Source organism: Rudaea sp. 3F27F6 (assembly GCF_005503555.1).
Classification (GTDB): Bacteria; Pseudomonadota; Gammaproteobacteria; order Xanthomonadales; family Rhodanobacteraceae; genus Rudaea.
The window spans coordinates 323,846-347,272 of sequence record NZ_SCNG01000006.1 but is presented as its reverse complement, the minus strand read 5'-3'; the positions used below and the strand labels follow the sequence as shown (position 1 = coordinate 347,272).

General features: G+C 62.6%; 15 protein-coding genes. 5 read left to right on the top strand and 10 right to left on the bottom strand.

Annotation, left to right across the window (positions count from 1 at the left end; translation table 11 throughout):
• Positions 1-343 precede the first annotated feature (343 nt).
• Together FFS30_RS21280 and FFS30_RS21275 are read left to right on the top strand one after the other, a co-directional pair.
• Entirely contained in the window at positions 344-1,417 is a 1,074-nt protein-coding gene (locus FFS30_RS21280) for a hypothetical protein (RefSeq protein ID WP_137915196.1), read from the top strand.
• A 141-nt stretch (positions 1,418-1,558) separates the two neighbouring features.
• Positions 1,559-3,331: a glucan ABC transporter ATP-binding protein/ permease gene (locus FFS30_RS21275; protein ID WP_137915195.1), complete on the top strand. Its 1,773-nt coding sequence runs from the start codon at positions 1,559-1,561 to the stop codon at positions 3,329-3,331.
• 15 nt (positions 3,332-3,346) lie between these two features.
• Here the strand turns inward: FFS30_RS21275 and FFS30_RS21270 are convergent, their stop codons facing one another.
• The 8 genes from FFS30_RS21270 to FFS30_RS21235 form a co-directional block, all read right to left on the bottom strand.
• On the bottom strand, positions 3,347-4,885 hold the full coding sequence (locus tag FFS30_RS21270; protein WP_137915194.1) for a hypothetical protein: 1,539 nt from the start codon (positions 4,883-4,885) through the stop codon (positions 3,347-3,349).
• Positions 4,882-6,561 carry a molecular chaperone HscC gene (locus FFS30_RS21265; RefSeq protein ID WP_137915193.1) on the bottom strand — a complete coding sequence of 560 codons (1,680 nt, stop codon included), beginning with the start codon at positions 6,559-6,561 and terminating at the stop codon, positions 4,882-4,884. Before FFS30_RS21265 ends, FFS30_RS21270 begins: the two co-directional genes overlap by 4 nt.
• Before the next feature lie 354 nt (positions 6,562-6,915).
• Positions 6,916-8,979, bottom strand: coding sequence for an alkaline phosphatase (locus tag FFS30_RS21260; RefSeq protein ID WP_137915192.1), 2,064 nt, complete (start codon positions 8,977-8,979; stop codon positions 6,916-6,918).
• Positions 8,980-9,031: 52 nt separating this feature from the next.
• A complete protein-coding gene (locus FFS30_RS21255; protein ID WP_171014777.1) occupies positions 9,032-9,634 on the bottom strand; it encodes a hypothetical protein in 603 nt (200 codons plus the stop codon).
• A gap of 105 nt (positions 9,635-9,739) precedes the next feature.
• Positions 9,740-11,347 (bottom strand): carboxyl transferase domain-containing protein, encoded by a 1,608-nt coding sequence (locus FFS30_RS21250; RefSeq protein ID WP_137915190.1) that lies wholly within the window; start codon positions 11,345-11,347, stop codon positions 9,740-9,742.
• A gap of 330 nt (positions 11,348-11,677) precedes the next feature.
• The gene (locus FFS30_RS21245; protein ID WP_212742534.1) at positions 11,678-12,169 is read right to left on the bottom strand and encodes a hypothetical protein; all 492 of its coding nucleotides are present in this window, start codon (positions 12,167-12,169) and stop codon (positions 11,678-11,680) included.
• A gap of 53 nt (positions 12,170-12,222) precedes the next feature.
• The gene (locus FFS30_RS21240; RefSeq protein ID WP_137915189.1) at positions 12,223-13,395 is read right to left on the bottom strand and encodes an acetyl-CoA C-acyltransferase; all 1,173 of its coding nucleotides are present in this window, start codon (positions 13,393-13,395) and stop codon (positions 12,223-12,225) included.
• A 257-nt stretch (positions 13,396-13,652) separates the two neighbouring features.
• Positions 13,653-14,810, bottom strand: a complete 1,158-nt coding sequence (locus tag FFS30_RS21235; protein WP_137915188.1) for an isovaleryl-CoA dehydrogenase — start codon at positions 14,808-14,810, stop codon at positions 13,653-13,655.
• A 259-nt stretch (positions 14,811-15,069) separates the two neighbouring features.
• Between FFS30_RS21235 and FFS30_RS21230 the strand changes: the two genes are divergently transcribed.
• The 3 genes from FFS30_RS21230 (at position 15,070) to FFS30_RS21210 (ending at position 21,939) form a co-directional block, all read left to right on the top strand.
• On the top strand, positions 15,070-15,681 hold the full coding sequence (locus FFS30_RS21230) for a TetR/AcrR family transcriptional regulator (protein ID WP_171014776.1): 612 nt from the start codon (positions 15,070-15,072) through the stop codon (positions 15,679-15,681).
• Positions 15,682-15,817: 136 nt separating this feature from the next.
• The gene (locus FFS30_RS24355; RefSeq protein ID WP_249352577.1) at positions 15,818-19,672 is read left to right on the top strand and encodes a methylmalonyl-CoA mutase family protein; all 3,855 of its coding nucleotides are present in this window, start codon (positions 15,818-15,820) and stop codon (positions 19,670-19,672) included.
• Positions 19,673-21,210: 1,538 nt separating this feature from the next.
• Complete coding sequence (locus FFS30_RS21210) at positions 21,211-21,939, top strand: retron Ec48 family effector membrane protein (RefSeq protein ID WP_137915185.1); 729 nt, start codon at positions 21,211-21,213, stop codon at positions 21,937-21,939.
• A gap of 80 nt (positions 21,940-22,019) precedes the next feature.
• Here FFS30_RS21210 and FFS30_RS21205 read toward each other — a convergent pair whose 3' ends face one another.
• Complete coding sequence (locus tag FFS30_RS21205; protein ID WP_137915184.1) at positions 22,020-22,682, bottom strand: transposase; 663 nt, start codon at positions 22,680-22,682, stop codon at positions 22,020-22,022.
• A 129-nt stretch (positions 22,683-22,811) separates the two neighbouring features.
• Positions 22,812-23,348, bottom strand: a complete 537-nt coding sequence (locus FFS30_RS21200; protein ID WP_137915183.1) for a hypothetical protein — start codon at positions 23,346-23,348, stop codon at positions 22,812-22,814.
• Between the last annotated feature and the right edge of the window lie 79 nt (positions 23,349-23,427).

The following is a 23,427-nucleotide window of genomic DNA, read 5'->3' as shown; positions in this document are numbered from 1 at the left end:
CTCTTTTGGCAATTCTTAACACCCCAGCGCCTAGTTTCAGCCCGCCGCAATGCGGCTGGCACGATCTGGAAGCAACGATAGTCCCGGTCAATCAAGTATCGCAGGGCGGCGATTCGCAGATAGGGCTTTTTGTTACATGGGCTGCCCACGGAAACGTTCCGTGGCGCAGGAGTACGGTTCTTACCTCTTAAGCAATCGGAGCACATGTATGCGAGATCAACGTAAAGGAATTAGCGCCAAAATTGCTGCGGCCGTCGTGCCCGCAGTCCTGCTTCTGTGCAGTGGCGCGTCGATCCAAGCCGAAGAATCTACTGCAGCAACGGAGACCGCGGCTTCCGCGTCCGTGGAAATCAAGTCGCCGGCGGAGCCGGGCGATTTCGAGATGTGGCGTGCCGGCATGAAGCAGCGCTTCGCCGCCTGGGCGCCGACCAGCGGCTGCTATACCTCGTCCTATCCGGACACTCAGTGGGAGGCGGTGCCGTGCGTCACCGCGCCGGCGCGTCCGATCGGCCGCGTCAACGGCCTGCCGAGCCGGATCAATGTCGGCGCTCCGGGCCTGGTGGCCGGAGGCAACGGTACCGAAGGCCGCCTTGCCGACGGCAGCACGGTCTCGACCGTGGGCAACGGCACCGCCTATGCGGCGCAGGTGTCGGGTTCCTATCTCACGTCGTCGGAAGGTTCGTTCGACAGCGTGACCGGCGTGACCAGCGAAACCGACGGCGGGACGGCCAATCTCTACGGTCTGCAGCTCAATTCGTACTTCTTCCCGAGTACGTCGACGGCGTGCAAGAACGCGACCCTGCCGAGCGGCACGACTTGCTATGCGTGGGAGCAGTTCCTCTACACCCCGGAATACACGAACAGCACGCAGTACTACGTCTATATTCAGTACTGGATGTTCGCGGTCACCAGTTCCGGCACGTTCTCCAACATCAAGAAATGTCCGTCGGGCTGGTCGCTGTACAGCGGCCAGTGTTACACCAACAGTAGCTCGGTGACGGTGCCCGCTTCGGTGCAGGTGATCTCGAACCTGAAGAACCTGAAGCTCGAAGGCAGCATCGCCAGCGGCAACGATACCGTCACGCTGACGAGCGGCACCAAGCTCTATTCGATCACGGCGAGCGACAGTGTCACCAAGTTGGCGAGCGGCTGGAATTACGCCGAGTTCAACCTGTTCGGTGCGGGCGGCGGTTCGGCGGCGACGTTCAATAGCGGTTCTTCGATCGTCGTGCGCATCCACGTCAACAACGGCAGTACCGCAGCACCGACCTGCAATGCCAACGGCACCACGGGCGAGACCAACAATTTGAGTCTCGTTGCCCCGTGCTGCACTTACGGCGGTTCGACGCCGTCGATTGCGTTCCTCGAAACCAACGTCAGTCCGAAGCCGACGGTAACCTGCTCGACCTTGCCGTAAGGCCGATATCTTACGCAATGCCGAAACCCGAGCCGGCCACGCGAGTGGCCGGCTTTTTTTTTCGCCCGACGCCGCGAAGAGTTTTCCGTACGTGCGCGGAGTCGCTAAGCTAACGCCGGCCCAGCCTTCATTCGGTAAGCAATGAGCATTCTGAAAATCTACCTGCGCGTCCTCGCCTTGCTGGCGCCGGAAAAATGGCTGGCCATCGTGCTCGCCGTCGCCAACCTCGGACTCGCCGCCGTATTTTTCCTCGAACCCTGGCTGTTCGGCCGCGTCGTCGACGCGCTGACCGCGAAGGGGCAGCGCGACGCGTGGTACTACATCGCCTGGTGGGCCGGCGTCGGCTTTGCCGGCGTGGCCGCGAGCGTGCTCGTGTCCCTATATGCGGACCGGCTCGCGCACCGGCGCCGGCTCGCGGTGATCACCCAGTTCTTCGAGCACTCGATCGCACTGCCGCTTGCGTTCCACGGCCAGCATCACACCGGACGCCTGCTGCGCATCCTGCATGCGGGTTCGAGCAACCTGTTCCAGATATGGCTCAACTTCTTCCGCGACCACCTGACGACGATATTGTCGATCCTGGTGATGATTCCGCTCGCGATCAAGATGAACTGGAAGCTCGCCCTGCTGATGATCGGCCTGATGACCAGCTTCGCCTTGTTCAACGCGATCGCCGTGCGTCGCACGCACAAGGCCCAGGGCGAGGTCGAAGAGCTGCATCACGAAATCTCCGAGCGCGTCGGCGACGTGTTCGGCAACGTCATGGTCGTGCAGAGCTTCTCGCGCATTTCCGCCGAAGTCGCCGAGATCAAGGCGATGGTGAAGAAAGTACTCACCGCACAGTATCCCGTGCTGCGCGGCTGGGCCTGGCTGTCGGTCGCGAACAGGGCGATGAGCACGATCACGATCGTGGCGATGTTCGCCCTCGGCGCGCAGCTCAACGGCAAGGGCGAAGTCACGGTCGGCGCGATCGTCACCTTCGTCGGTTTCTCGATGCAGTTGATCGGTCGTCTCGAACAGTTTGCCGGCTTTATCTCGAACCTGTTTTTCCAGACTCATTCGCTGCGCGACTTCTTCGCCGTGCTCGACACGCAGGAAGTGCTGCACGAAAAACCCGGTGCGCCGCCGCTGCCGGAGACGGTGCGCGGCGAAGTCGAATTCCACGACGTTTCGTTCGGCTACGAGGTCTCGCATCCGGCGCTCAAGCACTTGAGCTTCAAGATCCCGGCCGGCGGAACCGCGGCCATCGTCGGTCCGACCGGCGCCGGCAAGACCACGGCGCTGTCGCTGCTCTACCGCGCCTACGATCCGAGCGGAGGCAAGATCACGATCGACGGCATCGACATCCGCGATGTCAGCCTGCATTCGCTGCGCGAACACATCGCCGTGGTGTTCCAGGATCCCGGTCTGTTCTACCGCTCGATCGCCGACAACCTGCGCATCGGCAAACCCGATGCGACCGACGAAGAACTCGAAGCCGCGGCGATCGCCGCCGAGGCGCATCACTTCATCGTCGTCAAACCGGAAGCCTACGCCACCTTCGTCGCCGAGCGCGGCCGCTCGCTGTCGGGCGGCGAGCGCCAGCGCCTGTCGATCGCGCGCGCAATGCTCAAGGACTCGCCGATCCTGATCCTCGACGAAGCGACGAGCGCGCTCGACAACGCCACCGAAGCGCGCATCCAGCGCGCCCTCGGCACGCTGACCAAGGACCGCACCACTTTCGTCATCGCACACCGCCTGTCGACGGTGCGCAATGCCGACGTGATCCTCGTGCTCAAGGACGGCCAACTCGTCGAGAAGGGCAAGTACGACGAACTCGTGCGCCTCGGCGGCCTGTTCGCCGAACTCGACCGCGGCGGCAAGTTTGTCGCCGATGCGGTCAGCGAAGAGCCCGATCTGGAACTGACCGGCTAGGCCGGCTCGGGCTCTTCAGCGGCCGGTCGCCGTCTGCGGCCGGTGGAAGACGCGCCACTGCCGGGCCAGATCGACAAACCAGGCGAACCCGGCAACGCAGGCAAACACGATGCCGATGAACGCGCGTGCCTGCCATTCTTCGCCGTCGGGCACCAATGCACCCGTGTAGTCCGGCGAGGTGCGTGAGCCTTGCTCGAACAGTACGCGTGAGAAGTTGCCCGCGACGACTAGAACCACCCAGGCGAGTCCGCCGAAATGAATTTTGGGAAAGCGCAGTCCGGCACGCCGCCAGAAACGGACGACGGCAAGCGCGGCGACGACGGTCGCAGCGGCGAGACCGAGATTCAGCAGCCAGACGTACGGGCTATAGACGCAGACGACCGCTGCGGCTGCGGCGACCGTGGGAATGAACAGCGTCCGGCCGATGCCGTTTCGATCGAGGCGCCCGTCTTCAGGGCCGGTCTGCCAGCGCAGCGCGACTAGCCAGACTAGCCATGCACTCCACAGCGCAATCAATCCGGCCAGAGTCCAACCGAAGAAATTCAGCGTGCTGGCCGTCAGCTCGTAGCGCTTCGACGGAGTTGGCGGCAATGCCAGCGTCAATGCGCACAAGATCGCGGCGGCGGACACCACCATGGTGACGATACGCAAATAACCGAGAGCGACACGAGGGCGCATGAAACGTCCGCGATCGACCGCGCCGTACCAAAACTGCAAATGCTGCGGATCGACCAAAGGGCAGAGCAGGCCTGGCTGGCCACGGCTGAGCACATGGATGAATCGCACCATGGAAGTCGGCCTTCCGGGTAGCAGCGCACTGACATAGTCGCGCCACAGCTCGAACGGCCGCAGCAGCGCATTGACCATCGTCCGCGTCTGCGACGGGTCGAACCCGCCTTCGATCCGCATACGTTGGGTCAGATCGCCGCGATGCGCATCCATCAATTCGTAGCGCAATTGCAGAGCATCGCGCAGGCGCGTGATGCCGACGTGATCGTAGCCGCTCAGCGCATTGTCGAGATCGAAATAGGCGAGCAGCACCTCGAATAATTCGGCACGCATCGCAACCTGTTCGTTCGCCAGCTTGTGCAGCGCCGCGTGTCCGGCTTGGTTCTTGACCGCGATCGACCAGAACGCATCAATTGATTGCAGCCAGTCGCGTAGCTTTTCGGGGTCGTCGTCGCCGATTTTGGCGAGCAGCGTTTGCAGGAAAGCCTCCAGATCAAAAAGAGGCAGCGGTGCCGATTCCTCCGGCGTCGCAATGGACGACGATTCGACAACCGCTGCAGCGGCGACGTCGGGTTTCGGCGGATCGGCCGCTTCGGAAGACCACTGCATCGCCGAAGCCGCCTCCGCCGAGGACACGTCGGGCGTCGTCGTCTCCGCGCGCTGCCGGGCCTGCTCCAGTGCAATTCGGTAGTGTTCGTGCAGCGTCTGGAATCCTGCCGGATCGTCCTCGGGGCGGATCTGCTTCAGACGCTGTGCATAAGCGCGTTTGACCGCGCGCTCGTCGGCGTCGGCGCGCAGGCCGAGGTAGGCGAGAGATTCGCTCACAGGAACTCCATGCCGTCCAACGCCTTGGCGAAATCACGGCGATGCTCGCCGATCACACGCTCGTCCTGGGATTCGATTGCGGCGCGGAAATGCGCGAGCATGTTCTGAATCTGCTCGCGCTGTTGCAAATTTTCCTCGTAGAGCCGCTCCGCGCGTGCGATCAGGGCGAGATTTTCCTGCTTCTCGCGCGGATGGATCTTGATGTTCGCGAGCGTCGCCAGGCGCGACTGGATTTCCTGCGCGCTCAGCACGCCCGGATTCTGCTCGACGATCAGCTCGTGTTTCGCGCCGGTGCCGGCGACGGTGACTTCGACCTGGAGGATGCCGTTGACGTCGTAGGTAAAGCGCACGTGCACACTGCGGTCGCCGCGGGGTGGGATCGGCGCGGCCACTTCGCCGAGCTTGATGTTTTTGGCGACTAGTGGGTTCTCCCCCTGGTAGACCTCGATGCGGAGATGGTTCTGCGCATCGCTGACCGGCCAGAACACGTCTTCGCGGCTGACCGGAACCGTGCTGTTGCGCTGAATGATCGGATGAAAGAAGCCGCGCTGCGGATTGCCGTTGTGGTCGGGCTTGGACACCTCGGTGCCGAGGGTGTACGGGCAGACGTCGGTGAGGATGACTTCTTCGAGGCGCACGTCGCGCCTTTTCAGCCCTGACGCGACGACCGCGCCGAGCGCGATCGCCTGGTCGGGATTCACGTGGCGCAACGGCAGGCGCCCGAACATGCGCGACACGGTGCGCGCGACAAGCGGCATGCGGCTGGCGCCGCCGACGAGGATGATTTCGTCGAGCTGCTGCGGCTGCAGCCGCGAGTCGCGCATCGCGCGTTCCAGCGGCGTGCGCATGCGCTGCACCAGCGGTTCGGCGAGTTTGGCGAAGCGCTCTTCGTCGATGTCCCAATCGAGCTGCCGACCGGCCAGCTCGCCGTCGAGGTGCGCAGAGGAGCCGGCCGACAGGTCGCGTTTGACCTTTTCCAGGCGCCGGCGCAGTTGCCCGATCTCGCCGGGCTTCAGCGACTTGAGGTCGAGTTTCAGATCGGCGGCGCAAGCGTTGACGAGCACATCGAGAAAGTCTTCACCGCCGAGGAAATTGTCGCCCGCGCTCGCGTGCACTTCGACGACGCCATCGAAGAGTTCGAGGATCGACACATCGAACGTGCCGCCGCCGAGATCGAAAACGAGGAAGCGGCCGCCGTCGCGCCGCTCCTGCAGGCCGTAGGCGAGAGCGGCGGCGGTCGGTTCGTTGATCAGACGTTCGACGCGGATGCCGGCGAGTTCGCCCCCGGCGCGTGTCGCCTTGCGCTGCGTGTCGGAAAAATAGGCCGGCACGCTGATCACCGCTTCTTCGATCTTCGCGTCGAGCGCGGCTTCGGCATCGGCGAGCAGGGAGCGCAGCACCAGCGCGGAGAGTTCCTCGGGGCGGAACGGCTTGCCGCCGAGCCGCGTCTCGCGCGGGCTGCCCATCCAGCGCTTGAATCCAGCCACGCTGCGGTCGGGATGCGTGATCAGGCGGTCGAGCGCACCCTGGCCGACGAGAATATCGCCGTGGTCGTCGACACTGACGGCGGAAGGAGTGAGAAAGCTGCCGAGGGCGTTGGGGAAAAGGACGGAACCGCTTTCGGCGTAGGTGCCTATCAAAGAGTTCGTGGTGCCGAGATCGATGCCGACAATCATTGCCTTGCTTGGAAGGGTTGCGCGAGGCGAGCATTCTAAAGACAGCGAAAGCCGATTTGTCGATCGGCTCGCTGTGGCGCTCGCAAAAACCGGGTGCGCGGAATCCTTGGCGCGGAGACCGGCGTGTCGCTGGTTTCGTCGTCGATGCGGCCCGCGAATCCCGCTGGAAGAGGGATTCAAAGCGCTGAGTGAGGGAGCGGCCTTCTTGATTTGACACGCCGCGTCGATTTGCGGCGCTTTTCCCTCATCCGCCCTGCGGGCACCTTCTCCCGGTGGGAGAAGGGAAGCCCGGGCTAACCAGTTTGGACGCTGGCGGATGCCGTTCGCGCCGAGGCGGCGCGAACGGCCGAAGCGTTACTGCGCCATCGCCGCCGAAGCGAGTTTGAAGAACACGTCGGTGTTGTCGATCACGCCGTGGAACTGCGCGGCGCTCGCGCCGTAGGCCGACAGCGGGATGTCGGTCGCGGTGTGCACGGCCTGGTCGCCGGGGACCTGGCCCGAGACGAAGTAGCCGATGTCCTTGTTGCGCGTCGACGGGCTCGGCGGCGACTGCGACGGCGGGAACGGCTGCTGCGTGTCGAGGGTCGGGTACAGGTTTGGCAGCCAGGTCTCGTAGCGGTCAGCGTTGGCGCCGTAGCCGATCAGCATCTTGTTGTCGATCAGGGTCGACTGCGGGAAACCGTCGGCGGCGATCTTGTATTTCGGGAACTTCGCCGCTTCGTACACGCCGACGATGCCGGTGCCGGAGTTCGGCTTGGCCTGCAGCTCGGCGGCGCTCGCCGTGGCGGCACCGAGGATCGCCGCGCCCGAGCACTCGTGGTCGGCGGTGACGATGATCAGAGTGTCCGGGTTCTTCGCGGCGAACGCCTTGGCCACCGCGATCGCGCGGTCGAACTCGATCACATCGAGAATCCAGCGGTCGGTGTCCATCAGATGCGCCTGCTTGTCGATCGACGCGCCTTCGATCATCGCGACGAAGCCGTCCTTGTTCTTCGACAGCACCTGCAGGGCCTTGTCGGTCATTTCTTCGAGCAGCGGCTGGTCGGGGAAACCGAACGCGTCGACCACGGTGCTGTCGCCGCGGCGGCCGGCGATCTTGTCGTAGGCGACGTTCATGTTCGAGTAGGCGAACAAGCCGAGCAGCTTGTTCGGCACGCCGTTCTTGAACGCGGCGTTGAGGCCGGCGTTGTTCGGTGCGTACGCGTAGCCCGCGCTCTGGAAGTCGGCGATCACGTCGCGCTCGGGATCGAGCTTGCCGCGCGCCACGCCCCAGCCGTTGACGATGTCGTCGGACAGGACGTAGTCGTTGGCCTTGCGCCGCTGCGAGCCGTTGACCGGCTGCGGGCTCACGCTGTTCGACGGATTCGGCAGGAACCACTTGCGCCCGCCGCCCATGAGCACGGTCAGGCCGGTCTGCGCGCGGTCGTCGAGGAACTGGTCGACGATGCCGGTGCCGTTACCGCGTGCCGAAGTGTGGATCGCCGTGGACGCGGGCGTCGCATCGAACACGTCGGCCGTGGTGACGACGCCGAGCGACTTGCCCTGCAGGTTGTGCAGGTATTCGGACAGGTATTCGACGCGGGGATTGTCGAACGCATCGAGCGTGTCGTCGGGGAACACACCTTCTTCGTTGTTGTTGGCCTTGTTGCCGGTGACGTAGTTCTGCATGCCCGGCGCGGAGTCGGTGACGATCGAGTTGAGCGACGAGGTCATCACCATGCTGGTGTACGGGAACGTGTCCATGGTCAGCGGCGCCTTGGCTTTGCCCTGCGCGTAGCCCTTGGCCATGATGCGCGCCGCGGTGCGGTGGGTGGCACCCATGCCGTCGCCGAGGAAGATGATGACGTTCTTCGCCTTGGTGTAGCCGCTTTCCGGCGCGACGATTTCGAAATTGCCTTCGGCGCTGATCTTGCTGCCGTCGCTCTGCGTCGCGATGATCTTCAGCGTATGCACGCCGGCCGAATAGTTCGCGTAGGCACGCTGCGAGACGACGACCGTGTTGCCGGGCAGCCCCGCGGCGAGCTTGCAGCCGGACTTGCCGGTCGTCTTGCCGCTCGTCGCATCGACGCAGGTGGCATCCGAAGCGGACTCGTCGACGCGGCCGAGGCGATTGGCGAACGGATAGGTGAGCTGGAAGTTGCCGTCGAGGCTGGCTGGACTCGTGGTCGTGCCGTCGACGCTGAAATAGAAGTCGGTGATGGTCAGCCCTGCGTCCGGCTGCACGGTGGCCTGCAGGTCGAAGCGCTGGCCCTGCATAAAGCGGGAGATCACCGGGCCTTTCGCGTTGCCGGAAGCGAACAGCTCGCTCGGCGGGGTCAGGCGCGAAACTTTCGCGGCGAACGCGTCGGCGCCGGCGAGCGAGAGCGCGGCGAGGACAGCGCAGCTCAGGCTGCGGCGGAACAAACGACTCTGGTGCATGAGCGGATACCTTTCGGAGGTCGGCAGGGAGGGGGAAAAAGAATTCGGCGGATCAGCGCGCGGCGGTGGCGGCCGGCTTCGACGCGGGTTTCGGTGCGGCTGGCGCGGCGCCGAGCAGGGCCTTACTCACCGGCGCGTCGAGCGCGATGCGCACCGACGAGACGCGGCCGCTCGCGGCGTCGGCCTTGGCACCGACGTGGAGCACGCCGGTGATCTTGATCAATCCCGGCAGCAGCGGCACGGAGCGATTCGCGGCGTCGGCCAGCTCGACGCTGACGACGCTCGGCGGCAGATCGTCGGCGAGCGGCTCGTCTTCGTCGCTGATCTCGGCGGGCAGCGGCGAGAGCAGGAACGCGCCGCTGGGCGCGGGCTGCTGATGCACCATGTAGCCGACCATGCGCACGCGCTTGCCGTCGAGTGCGAGCAGGGTCGCGCTCGCTTCGAGGCCCTTGTCGCCGACCGGCGTCTTGAAAATGTCGTGGAATTTGAGATCGGCGACGCCCTTCGGCGGCGGTCCGAGATCCTTGCGCACGGCAAGCAGATTGGGGACGCGCTGCGTCCCGGTGCCGGCCGCTTGGGCGGCGTGCAGCGGCGCCGAAAACACGGCGCAAACACAGACGATCGCCTTCGCGATCGTCCCCACGACCCCGTTCATAACCGCACCCCGCGATTTGCAAAACCAAGGCCGATACGTCCCGCGTATCGGCCCGTGCAAACTAGGCGCGCGATGTGAAACCCGTATGACGCCGTTGACGTTTTTTTACATACGGAACACGCCGAAGCGTTCTTTCTCGATCGGCGCGTTGAAGCTCGCCGAGATGGCGAGGCCGAGCACGCGCCGCGTATCGGCCGGGTCGATCACGCCGTCGTCCCAGAGGCGCGCGCTGGCGTAGTAGGGATGGCCCTGACGCTCGTACTGCTCGCGGATCGGCGCCTTGAAGGCTTCTTCATCTTCCTTCGGCCACTCTTTGCCGGCGGCTTCGATGCCGTCGCGGCGTACGGTGGCGAGCACCGAGGCGGCCTGCTCGCCGCCCATCACGCTGATGCGCGAGTTCGGCCACATCCACAGGAAGCGCGGCTGATATCCGCGTCCGCACATCGCGTAGTTGCCCGCGCCGAAACTGCCGCCGATGATGACGGTGAACTTCGGCACGTGCGAGCAGGCGACCGCGGTGACCATCTTCGCGCCGTCCTTGGCGATGCCGGCCTGCTCGTACTTCTTGCCGACCATGAAGCCGGTGATGTTCTGCAGAAACACGAGCGGGATGTCGCGCTGGTTGCACAGCTCGATGAAGTGCGCACCCTTGAGCGCGGACTCGGGAAACAGAATGCCGTTGTTGGCGACGATGCCGACCGGGTAGCCGTAGATATGCGCGAAGCCGCAGACCAGGGTCTTTCCGTAGCGCGCCTTGAACTCGTGGAACTCCGAACCGTCGACGATGCGCGCGATGATTTCGCGGATGTCGAACGGCTTGCGCGTGTCGGTCGGCACGCAGCCGTAGATTTCTTCGCCGGCGTATTTCGGTTCGACAGGTTCTTTGATCGCGACCGGAAGCTGCTTTTTGCGGTTCAGGCTGGCGACGATGTCGCGCGCGATCGCGAGCGCGTGCTGATCGTTCTCGGCGAAATGATCGGCGACGCCCGAGATCGACGTGTGCACGTCGGCGCCGCCGAGCGATTCGGCGTCGACGACTTCGCCGGTCGCCGCTTTCACGAGCGGCGGGCCGCCGAGGAAGATCGTGCCTTGTTCCTTGACGATGATCGTCTCGTCGCTCATCGCCGGCACGTAGGCGCCGCCGGCCGTGCACGAACCCATCACCACGGCGATCTGCGGGATATTGAGCGCCGACAGCCGCGCCTGGTTATAGAAGATGCGGCCGAAATGATTCTTGTCGGGAAACACTTCGTCCTGCATCGGCAGGAAGGCGCCGCCCGAATCGACCAGATAGATGCACGGCAGGCGGTTTTCGAGCGCGATCTCCTGTGCACGCAGATGCTTCTTCACCGTCATCGGGAAATACGTGCCGCCCTTGACCGTCGCATCGTTGGCGACGACGACGACTTCGGTGCCGTGCACGCGGCCGATGCCGGCGATCACGCCCGCGCACGGCGCGGCGCCGTCGTACATGCCGTGCGCGGCGAGCGGCGAGAATTCGAGGAACGGCGAACCGGGATCGAGCAGGGCGCGCACGCGCTCGCGCGGCAGCAGCTTGCCGCGCTCGGTGTGCTTGGCGCGCGCCTTCTCGCCGCCGCCTTGCGCGACTTGCGCAAGCTGGGTTTTCAGTTCGTCGACGAGGCCGCGCAATTGCACCGCATTGGCCTGGAATTCGGTGGAGCGCGGGTCGATCTGCGATTCGATGACGGGCATTGACGGATACCTTGGAAAGATCTCGGTTGCCTTATTCCGACGTGAGCGGGAATCCAGCTCGCTGACCAGCGAAGTCAACAAAACAGAAGCTGGATTCCGGCTTGCGCCGGAATGACGATCGTGTCGATCCGGCACGAAGAAGTTTCAACCGTTCGCACCGAGCGGAGCCGCGCGCGGCGAAGTCGAGGTGCCGCTGCGACCGGCTTCGACTGCGCGCCGTCGGCGCTGCGCTCAGCGCGAACGGATGCCCACCCGCTCGTGCCGCATCGATAAGCAAAACCGGCCGCGCGAGGCGGCCGGCCTGGACTGCATGACTCGGCCTCTGAACGCTCAGCGTTCTTCGGCCTTCTTTTCGACCGCTTCCTTGGTCTTGACCGCAGCGTCCTTGACGTCGCTCGCGACCGCTTTCGCGCCTTCGGCCACTTCGTGCGCGCCGGCCTTGGCCGCGTCGGCGGTCTTGCCGGCCGCTTCCTTGGTCGCGTCGTAGGCCTTGCCCGCTGCGTCCTTGGTGGCGGCCGCGGCGTTGGCGGCGGCTTGCGTGGTCGCGTCGACCGCGCTGCTGACCGCCTGCTTGGCCGAGTCGCTGCCGTGCTGCATGCCGTCGCTCGCGGTCTGCGCGGCCTGCTGCACCGCCTGGCCGGCCTGCTGGGCCGCCTGTTGAGTGACCTGCGCCGCCTGTTGTGCGGCCTGCTGCGCCTGCTGCGCAGCCTGCTGGGCCGATTCCTTGGCCTTGGCCGCGGCTTCCTTGGCGTCCTGCGCATTGCCGCAGGCGGCGAGGGCGAGCGTCAATGCGGTCGAGACGAAGATCGATTTGGTTTTCATGGCAGTTCCCCGAAAGTTGGACAACGTGGCGGCGCGCAACGCGCCGCCAGTGGTTACACCAGTTCGACCGCGATCGCCGTGGCTTCGCCGCCGCCGATGCAGAGCGCAGCCACGCCCTTCTTGCCGCCGCGGTTCTTCAGCGCGTGCAGCAGGGTGACGACGAGGCGCGCGCCCGAAGCGCCGATCGGATGGCCGAGCGCGCAGGCGCCGCCGTTGACGTTCAGCTTCTCGTGGGCGATGCCGAGGTCCTTGATCGGCGCCATCGCGACGACGGCGAAGGCTTCGTTGACCTCGAACAGATCGACGTCGCCGACCTTCCAGCCGGCCTTGTCGAGCACCTTCTGGATCGCGCCGACCGGCGCGGTGGTGAACCATTCCGGCTCGTGCGAATTGGTCGCGTGGGCGACGATACGCGCGATCGGCTTGAGGCCGCGCTTGGCGGCTTCGTCGGCGCTCATCAGCACGGTCGCGGCGGCGCCGTCGGAAATGCTCGACGAGGACGCGGCGGTGACCGTGCCGTCCTTCGCGAATGCACCCTTGAGGGTGGGGATCTTGGCGATATCGGACTTGCCCGGCTGTTCGTCGACGGCGAACTCGACGTCGCCTTTCTTCGTCGCGACCTTGACCGGGACGATCTCGTCCTTGAATGCGCCCGAGGCGATCGCGCCCTGCGCGCGCTTGACCGATTCGATCGTGTAGGCGTCCTGCGCTTCGCGCGTGAAGCCGTACTTGGCCGCGGTCGCTTCGGCGAACACGCCCATCGACTTGCCGTCGTACGGATTGGTCAGGCCGTCCCACGCCATGTGGTCGACGAGCTTGGCGTCGCCGTAGCGCAGGCCGGTGCGCGCGGCGACCACGTGCGGCGCGTTGGTCATCGACTCCATGCCGCCGGCGACGACGACGCTGGCCGAACCGGCCTTGATCAGATCGTTGGCGAGCATGATCGCCTTCATGCCCGAGCCGCAGACCTTGTTGATCGTGGTGCAGCCGGCCGACTTCGGCAGGCCCGCGGCGAGCGCGGCCTGGCGCGCGGGCGCCTGGCCGAGATTGGCCGGCAGCACGCAGCCCATGATGACTTCGCCGACGTCGTCCGCGGCGACGCCGGATTGCTCGATCGCGGCCTTGATCGCCGTGGCACCGAGCGTGGGCGTCGGTACGCCGGTGAACTGGCCGAGCATGGAACCGATGGCGGTGCGCATAGCGCCGACGATGACGATGTCTGACATGGGGATTTCCTCGTATGCAAAGAAGATTCGTGAGTTCCGTATGACGCTTCGGTTTGAAAATCGGAGGCCGTTCGCCCTGAGGTATCGAAGGGCGGACATCTTTCCGGATCGTCGCTCGTGGTTCGTTATCTCACCCCGAGCGCAATAGCGATATTCGAACTGCGGCGTTACAGAACTTGGTGATTATCGACACATTGTCGCGGTGCGGCAATTGGACGTTCCGCCGCCGCGACGAGACGGCGGCGTACGGTCCATGCCTAGCTCTTGCCGTGGAACAGCTCGCGCCCGATCAGCATGCGGCGGATTTCGTTCGTGCCCGCGCCGATCTCGTAGAGCTTGGCGTCGCGCAGAATGCGTCCGGTCGGATACTCGTTGATGTAGCCGTTGCCGCCGAGCGTCTGGATCGCTTCGAGCGCGACCTGCACGGCGTTCTGCGAGCAGTGCATCAGGCATGAGGCCGGGTCGATGCGCGATTTCACTCCGGCGTCGTAGTTTTGCGCGACCATGTAGGCGTAGCCGCGCGAAGACTGCAGCGCGGTGTACATGTCGGCGATCTTGCCCTGCATCAGGCCGAAGGTGCCGATCGGCGCGTTGAACTGCTTGCGCTCGCGCACGTAGGGCAGGGCGATGTCGAGCGCGGACTGCATCAGGCCGATCGGGCCGCCGCTGAGCACGAGGCGCTCGGTGTCGAGGCCGCTCATCAGCACGCGCACGCCTTCGTTGACCTCGCCGACGCGGTTCTCGTCGGGGATCTCGCAGCTGTCAAAGACCAGCTCGCAGGTATTCGAGCCGCGCATGCCGAGCTTGTCGAGCTTCTGCGCGGTGCTGAAACCCTTCATGCCTTTTTCGACGATGAAGGCGGTCATGCAGCGCGAGCCGGCCGGGCGGTGCGCGGTGCGCATATAGACCAGCAGCACGTCGGCGTCGGGACCGTTGGTGATCCACATCTTCGAGCCGTTGGCGATCCACACGTCGCCCTTCTGTTCCGCGCGGCAGGTCATCGAGCCGACCACGTCGGAACCGGCGCCCGGTTCGCTCATCGCGAGCGCTCCGACGAACTCGCCGCTGCACAGCTTCGGCAGGTACTTCTTCTTCTGCGCCTCGTTGGCGTTGTGCGCGATATTGTTTACGCAGAGGTTCGAGTGCGCGCCGTAGGACAGGCCGACCGAGCCCGACGCGCGCGAGATCTCTTCCATCGCGACGAGGTGGGCCAGATAACCCATGCCCGAGCCGCCGTAGTCGGGCGAGACGGTGATGCCGAGCAGGCCCATGTCGCCGAGCTTGCGCCACAGATCGGACGGGAACGCGTTGTCGTGATCGATCGCGTTCGCGCGCGGGGCGATCTCCTTTTCCGCGAACGCCGCGACCGAATCGCGCAGCAGATCGAGTTCTTCGCCGAGGGGGAACGGACGCATGGCTTGCTCCTTGAGTGTGGCGGACGAATTCTGCAAGTGTGCTCCGCGCGGCGCGGTTTCGCTTTCTGCGCTGCGCAAAAGCCGTCGGGCACGTTTCGGTGCCGCGGCGGCAGGGCGGCGCATCCTAGCGGCAGGGAATAAAAAGCACGACCGTGCTAGAGTGGCTTAAGCGCCTTCTGTTTTCCTCGTTCACACCGCGCAGATGCGGTCGTGGCGGGCTTGTGGAAGACGAATCGGCTCCGTTACGCAAAGGTGGTGCATGCCGTCCAAATCCTTCGTGTCCAAAGGCGAAACCACGCGTGGCTTTATCCTCGACCGCGCGGTCGATATGGTGCGCGTCGGCGGTTTCGAGAGTCTGTCGATCGGCGGCGTCGCCGCGACGGTGGGCATGTCGAAAAGCGGCGTGTTCGCTCACTTCGGCTCGCTCGAAGAACTGCAGCTCGCCGCGCTGACCGCGGCCGCGCGTGCGTTCAGCACCGAGGTGTTCGTGCCGGCACTGCGCGCGCCGCGTGGATTGGCGCGCCTGCAGGCAATCGTCAGCACCTGGCTCGAATGGCTGTGCTCGGCCAAGGGCGGCTGCCCGCTGCTCAGCGCGGCGATCGAGTACGACGACCGCCCCGGCCTGATCCACGACCGCATCGTCATGTTCGAGCGCCGCCTGCGCCACGAACTGCTGCGCGCGGTGCGTCTGGCGAAGACGACCGGCGAACTGCGCACCGACGCCGACCCGGCGCAGATCGCGTTCGAGCTGTTCGGCATCGCTCTCGCTACCCACCACGACCATCGCCTGTTCAACGACAAGAACACGCGCCAGCGCTGTAGCCGCGCGCTGACGCGGCTGCTCGACGACTACCGCAAAGCCGCCGCGTGACGAACGCGTTACCGGCCGATTCGACGAAAAAAGTACGATCGTGCAAAACGGCCCGAAATCCACGCGAAACCGCTAGCGCCCGGGGGCGGACAAAGGCATAAAATGGCCGCATCACCGTCGCGTTAGAGATCGCATCATGGCCCGTCCCGCTTCGTCCTTACCGATCGCCGACCGTTCCGCGGAAACCTCGCCGCTGCGCTTCGTCACAGCCGCCAGCCTGTTCGACGGCCACGATGCCGCGATCAATATCATGCGCCGCCTGATCCAGGCGCAGGGCGCGGAGGTGATCCACCTCGGCCACAACCGCAGCGTCGAGGACGTGGTCCGCGCCGCGCTGCAAGAAGACGCCGACGCCATCGCGCTGAGTTCCTACCAGGGCGGCCACGTCGAGTACTTCAAGTACATGGTCGACATGCTCAAGCAGCACGGTGCGGAGCATATCCGCGTGTTCGGCGGCGGCGGCGGCACGATCACGCCCGAGGAGATCGCCGAGCTGCAGGCTTACGGCGTCGAGCGCATCTACCACCCCAACGACGGCATGCATCTGGGGCTGGTGCAAATGATCGAAGATGTGGTGGCGCGCGCGTACGCTGGGCGCGACGCGCGTGAGCGGTCAGCCGTGAGCGGTGAGCGGGAAGACGCATCGCTCTCGCTGGACGACGAAATCGGCATCGGCGCCATGCTCAGCGCCATCGAGGACGGCAAATTCTCCGAGGCGGAACTCGCAAAATTGCGCAAGCAGTGGGCAGGCGGCGCTTCGCCGTTCACCGCTCACCGCTCACCGCTGACCCCCGTGCTCGGCATCACCGGCACCGGTGGCGCCGGCAAATCGAGCGCGGTGGACGAACTCGTGCTGCGCTTCCTGCACGCGTTCCCGCAGATGCGCATCGCTGTGCTTGCGGTCGATCCGACCCGACGCCGCTCGGGCGGCGCGCTGCTCGGCGACCGCATCCGCATGAATTCGCTGCGCTCTAAGCGCGTATTCATGCGCTCGATGGCGACGCGCCGCCAGCACGCGGCGACGAACGCGCTGTTGAAAGACTGCATCGCGTTTTTGAAAGGGCAGGGCTACGACCTCGTCATCGTCGAAACCGCGGGCATCGGCCAGTCCGACTCGGAGATCGTCGATCTCGTCGATTTCCCGATCTACGTAATGACCAGCGACTACGGCGCAGCGAGCCAGCTCGAGAAGATCGACATGCTCGACTTCGCCGAACTCGTCGTGCTCAACAAATACGACAAGCGCGGCGCCGAAGACGCGCTGCGCGACGTGCGCAAACAATGGAAACGCAACCGCGTTGCCTTCACGCTCAAGGACGAACAGGTGCCGGTCTACCCGACCATCGCCAGCCAGTTCAACGATCCGGGCGTGACCTGGATGTTCGTCAACCTGTGCCGGCTGCTGCGCGAGAAGCTGCATCTTGGCGACAAATCGAAACCATCCCCACCCAACCCTCCCCTTGAAGGGGAGGGCTTAAAAGCGACATCCGGAGGGGGGGCAACGGCAGCCGCTTCCGCACTGAAGCACTCCGCCCCAAAGCAGAACGCTCTGGAACCATCCCCTTCAGAGCGAAACGTTTTTGGGACCTCCCCCCAAGAGCAGAACGCTCTTAAGCCCTCCCCTTCAAGGGGAGGGTTGGGTGGGGATGGTATTGCCCCACGCTGCGATTTCAACCCGCAACTCGACACCACGATCAAAGAACCGCGCGCCACCGTACTGATCCCCGGCAGCCGCGTGCGCTACCTCGCCGAGATCGCCGAAGGCGGCCGCGGCATCAACGGCCAGATCTCGCGCCAGGCCGAGATCGCCGATCGCGCCCAGGCGCTGTGGACGGCGCTCAAGGAACTCGGCGACCAGCATCTACCGAAGCCATTGGAACTGTACGCTTCCGATTCCCTTCTCCCACCGGGAGAAGGTGCCCGAAGGGCGGATGAGGGAAGAGCCTCGCAAGGAAACAGTGGCGCTGCATCGGGGGATGCCTCTCCCTCATCCGGCGCGTGGCTCTCGCGGCTTCCCCCGACGGGGGAAGGAAGGCAAAGCGACATACTTGTTCCGCTGCGCCAGCACTACAACGACGCCGTCAAACAACTCAGCAACGACGCGATCAACCTGCTGCGCGAATGGCCCGCACGCCTCAAGTCGATCACCGACGAACACTACACCTACCTCGTGCGCGGCAAGCCCGTAGACGGCGACAACTACGTCGAATCGATGTCGCATCAGAAGGTGCCGAAAGTCGCCGCGCCGACCTACAAGAGCTGGGGCGAACTCGTCACCTTCCTCATGAAGGAAAACCTACCCGGCGCGTATCCGTACACCGGCGGCATCTACCCGTACCGCCGCACCGGCGAAGACCCGCTGCGCATGTTTGCGGGCGAGGGCACGCCCGAGCGCACTAACCGCCGCTTCCATTATCTTTCGCAGGGGCAGAAGGCGACGCGCCTCTCCACCGCGTTCGACTCGGTCACGCTCTACGGCGAAGACCCGCATCCGCGTCCCGACATCTACGGCAAGATCGGCAATTCGGGCGTCAATATCCCGACGCTCGACGATATGAAGAAGCTGTACTCCGGCTTCGACCTGTCCGCGCCGAGCACATCCGTGTCGATGACGATCAACGGCCCCGCGCCGATCATCCTCGCGATGTTCATGAACACCGCGATCGATCAGAACGTCGAGAAGTATCTGAAAGAAGACGGTCCACGTTGGGCCGCGGCAGAGAAGAAAATCGCCGAGCTATACAAAGATAAAACGCGGCCGACTTATGGTGGCGAGCTTCCCGCCGGCAACAACGGCCTCGGTCTCGGCCTCCTCGGCGTCACCGGCGACCAGCTCGTCGACGTCGACACTTACGCGCGCCTCAAGGCTGAAACCCTCGCCGCCGTGCGCGGCACCGTGCAGGCCGACATCCTCAAGGAAGACCAGGCGCAAAACACCTGCATCTTCTCCACCGAATTCGCGCTGCGCATGATGGGCGACATCCAGCAGTACTTCGTCGACCACAAGGTGCGCAACTTCTACTCGGTGTCGATCTCGGGCTACCACATCGCCGAGGCCGGCGCGAACCCGATTTCGCAGCTCGCCTTCACCCTGTCGAACGGTTTCACCATCGTCGAGTACTACCTCGCGCGCGGAATGCGCATCGACGACTTCGCCCCGAACCTATCGTTCTTCTTCTCCAATGGAATGGATCCCGAGTACAGCGTTATCGGCCGCGTCGCGCGGCGCATTTGGGCGCGCGCCATGCGCGAGCGCTACGGCGCCAACGAGCGCAGCCAGATGATGAAGTATCACATCCAGACCTCCGGCCGCTCCCTGCACGCGCAGGAAATCCAGTTCAACGACATCCGCACGACCTTGCAGGCGCTGTACGCGTTGTTCGACAACTGCAACAGCCTGCACACCAATGCCTACGACGAAGCGATCACCACGCCGACCGAAGAATCGGTGCGCCGCGCCGTCGCCATCCAACTCATCATCAACCGTGAGCTAGGCCTCAATTTCTGCGAGAACCCATGGCAAGGCAGCTTCATCATCGACAAACTGACCGACATCGTCGAAGAAGCCGTCTACAAGGAGTTCGAGGCGATCAGCGAACGCGGCGGCGTGCTCGGCGCGATGGACACCATGTACCAGCGCGGCAAGATCCAGGAAGAGTCGATGTATTACGAGCACAAGAAGCACGATGGCAGCCTGCCGCTGATCGGCGTGAATACGTTCTTGCCGAAGGAGCATGGCGGGGATATCACCACGACGATTGAGCTGATTCGCTCGACCGAAGAGGAGAAGGGGCAGCAGATTGCGAATGTCGAGGCTTATCGGGTGAATCGCAATGCGCTTGCGCCGGAGAGCCTCAAGCGCCTACAGCAGGCTGCGCGTGATCGCGAGAATGTGTTTGCGCAGTTGATGGAAGCGGTGAAGTACAACAGCGAAGGGCAGATCAGCCATGCGCTGTATGGTGTCGGTGGGGAGTATCGAAGAAATATGTAGTGTGCCGTTCCACGATTTCTTAATGACGAGCCGGAAAAGGTTGCTCGTTTGCTTCGAATGCAGTAATTTTATTGCGCCCGAGCGCATCGCTCGGCCGTAGCAGCAAGCTGTAAAGCTTCGCCAATTTTGCTCTATGAGCGCTCGAGGAATGTTTTAATCTCGGGCACGTCTGGGAGGTAATACTCTCCCGCTCTCCGTTCCGGAGAAGCGTGTGGTATCAGGCCTAGGGATAGAGAGATGGCGGTTGTTGGCGGAAGCGCTTGCAAATACGGCATCTCTCTACCAAGCCCTTTAGTCATGGGTTGACTAGGCCTGAGTTTCACACATGCAACCGAAACCCATATATGGACTTCGTGGACGTTTAGGTCCAATCCTGTCCGTCAGCAGATTATGCAGGGTCTTGGCGATCACGCAGGATGAGTTGTTCCAGGCTCTCCGGCTCACAGATGATGTTCGCTTTCAGCCAATCCCTGAAAAACGAAAACCTGATGGCACGATTAGGGAAATATATAACCCACATCCTCTGATTCGAAAGATCCAGAGGAGGCTAGTAACTAGGCTGCTTAGCGGATCCGCCGCTTTCCAATGGCCCGATCATCTTTATGGGTCCATTCCCAACGTGTCTAGCCCGGATGGGGAGGTCCAAAGTAAGGACTACGTCGCTTGTGCTCGCCGTCATTGCGGCGCGAAGAGTCTGCTCAAGTTGGACATCAAAAATTTCTTTGGCAATGTGCATCACGACACTGTCTATCGGATTTTTCGTGAGCTACTTGGCTACGGCAGTCGAGTATCGAAGGTGCTCGCGTGTCTGTGCACGCATAAAGGAAGTCTCCCTCAGGGAGGTTTAACATCAAGCTATCTGGCAATGTTGAGTCTGCATGATCTTGAGGGATATGTTGTCGAAAGGCTCCGTCTGAAGTCGCTCGTCTATACTCGTTATGTTGACGATATTACTATTTCTAGTAAGGTTCTAAACTACGACTTCGGATATGCATTAAAGATCGTCGATAACATGCTTGTGGAGCGAGGTCTTCCACTCAATTTGAAGAAGAATCGCATTGAGCGAATTTCGACTTCCCCGCTCATAGTTCATGGGTTGCGGATTGCATTTGATAAGCCACGTCTCCCAGCTGATGAGGTCGGAAGAATTCGCGCATCTGTTCGATATACGGAGCTAATTTATTTGGAGGCAAATTTTAGATTTACGTCATCTTATCGGAAGGCGTTTAATCGATGTTTGGGGCGGGTTAACAAACTCAAGCGGGTAGGGCACTCTCAACACGGGGTGTTATTGAGGCGGCTTCTTCGAGTTAGACCATTGGCTTCAAAAAAGGATCTAATTCGCGCGCATGCCACTGCGTCTAGATTGGCTAATGAATACGGTCGGTATAAAGAAACATATGGATATCATCGTCGTTTTTATCTTCTGCAGGAGCGATTAAATCTTATCCAAAGAACCTATCCAAAAATCGCGAAGAGTCTGCGTTTAAAGCTGAACATTATTAGGCCAGAATTTAACTGATTAAGAGACTTCGTGCATGAATTCTACTATCAATTGGATTAGAAGGCGTGGACTGCAGACTTTATTTTTTAGCTTGGCGGTTGTGATAAGTTTAGGTCTGTTGCTTTCAATCATTTCAGTGTCGTGGACTGTCTTCAATAAGTCGCTTTGGAGGCAATCTTTTTGTCTCAGCAGCGACTGCATCAAGTCAACCAAAGACTTGTTTGCTGGATCCATCGATGTGCTCGACGTTTTTTCCAAAATTAGTGCCTGGATCGCTACCGTCGGAGGAATTGTGGTTGCTCTTTTGAGCTACATAAATTCTACCGCCGCTACCGCCTTCGGCAATCACGTTTCCCATAGTAAAATATTCTACGATTATTTGACGGCAGAAATAGGAAAGCGCGATAGGCTGAATTTGTCAAGTGTTGATATATATCGAATTTATGCGCTTGCTTTCGAAAACTCCAGACTCGGCGTTATGCAAGTTTCGATGAAATATAGGGGGAGGATGAGGGGTGTTGCGAAGGTGATTGATGATTCAAATGCATTAATTCAGTCCGCTAGCGTTGATGGCTTCCGCTTCAAAGATCATCAGCATCGATTGATTATAGCGCTAGCTGATCTAGGTATTAAACTAACGACCCAGCCAAGAATTGATTTCTTTGAGGTAGAGGAAGAAGTCTTTGGTCTTTTGGACGCATTAAATAATGTATTTTGCTCTGAAGATCCCATCGGCCCACTGCCGCAGCGGAACTACCGATAGATTTCGGGGCGAGGTAGGAAAGCGCGGGAAACAAATATAGGAGACTAGGCTCCGGAAACCAGGGTCAGAGTAGACTTTATCTAGCGAGGACCAACGGTGCAGCCGAGTCGCGCTTCGATGGCTCGGCGGAAGCGGTCGGCACCGTAAAGGTGCTGGCGCTGCAGATGAATGCGGATGGCGTCGGTTTCTTCGGGAGTGACGTTGTCCATGACGAAGGCGCGATAGTGCACGCGTCGCTGCTCAATGTCGGCGGCAAGTTCACGGTAGACGGCATGCGGATGAACCAGCGGATCATGCTCGCCGAACGCATTGTGCCTATGGCTTGACCACAGATAGTCGCGCGGGTCGGCCACCATCGCGGCGCGCATCGGGTTGAGCTCGATGTAGCGATGGCACTGCAGAAGATGGGCATCGCTGGCGACCAAACAGGCTTTGTATCGGCCTTCCCAGAGCGTACCGGTGCGGTGGTGCGCTTGGTTGATGTGGCGGACGTAGCGTCGGCCGAGTGCCTGCATCATGCGGCTGACGTGGCCAACGTCGGACGGCGTGACGAGCAGGTGAGCATGGTTGGTCATCAGCACGTAGGCATGGATCGCGCAGCCTTCGTGCAGGGCAATCTCTTTGAGGTCGCGCAGATAGCGTCGATAATCGTCGGCCGTGAAGAAGCAGGGTTGGCGGTCGTTGCCGCGCTGGACTATGTGTTGCGCTACGCCAGCTAGATCGAGTCGAGGAGGGCGAGGCATGTGGTCATCCTGTGCTGGGCGTGCGCAGCGTCCCGTAACCTGCCTTTGTTCGATATCGTGAACCGCGAAGCTGAGTGTAGGAATCCTCGGTAAAGTCGACTCTGACCCCGATTTAGCCGCGTCACCCGCTCACCACGTTAGTGACGTCGACACCCGCCAACGGTGGTAATAGTCGTTGGGGATGGAACCTTGCTTGATTTCCAAGGTGTAGCCGCAGCCGGATTCCGTCTTGCCGGTATAGCGGAAAGCCTGCGGCTCGTACTGATCGTCCGCGCCCAGCAGCTCCCATTGCCCGCTATCGCGCAGCAGCTTGATGTAATTGCGCTTCAGCGCCATCACCTCGTCTAAAGTCATCAGCCCGAACCACAAAGTGCAATGCCGCCCCACGCAGCGATAGCCGTCGATCGGCGCGCCTTCGGGCAGCGGCACTGCTTCTGGCCAACCGGCCGGCGCGCCGACCAAGCCAGCGCCCAACAAGCCCGGTCCCACGCGCTGTTCCATCGGCAAGCCCGCAACGTCGCCTTTGCCCACCGACGCACACCCCGACAATACGCACAACACCGCCGCGGCCATCACCGCCCACGCGCACACTTCCCGATATCGCTTCATCGCATTCCCCTGGTTGTCATCCGCACGCAGACGCAGACCACCGCGCCCGTGCATCATCGGCCCGCGCCATCGCCTCCACCCGGCGCACAAATCCGTCGCTCGGAGGGGAAATGGGGTCAAGTTCATTTTCTGCCTG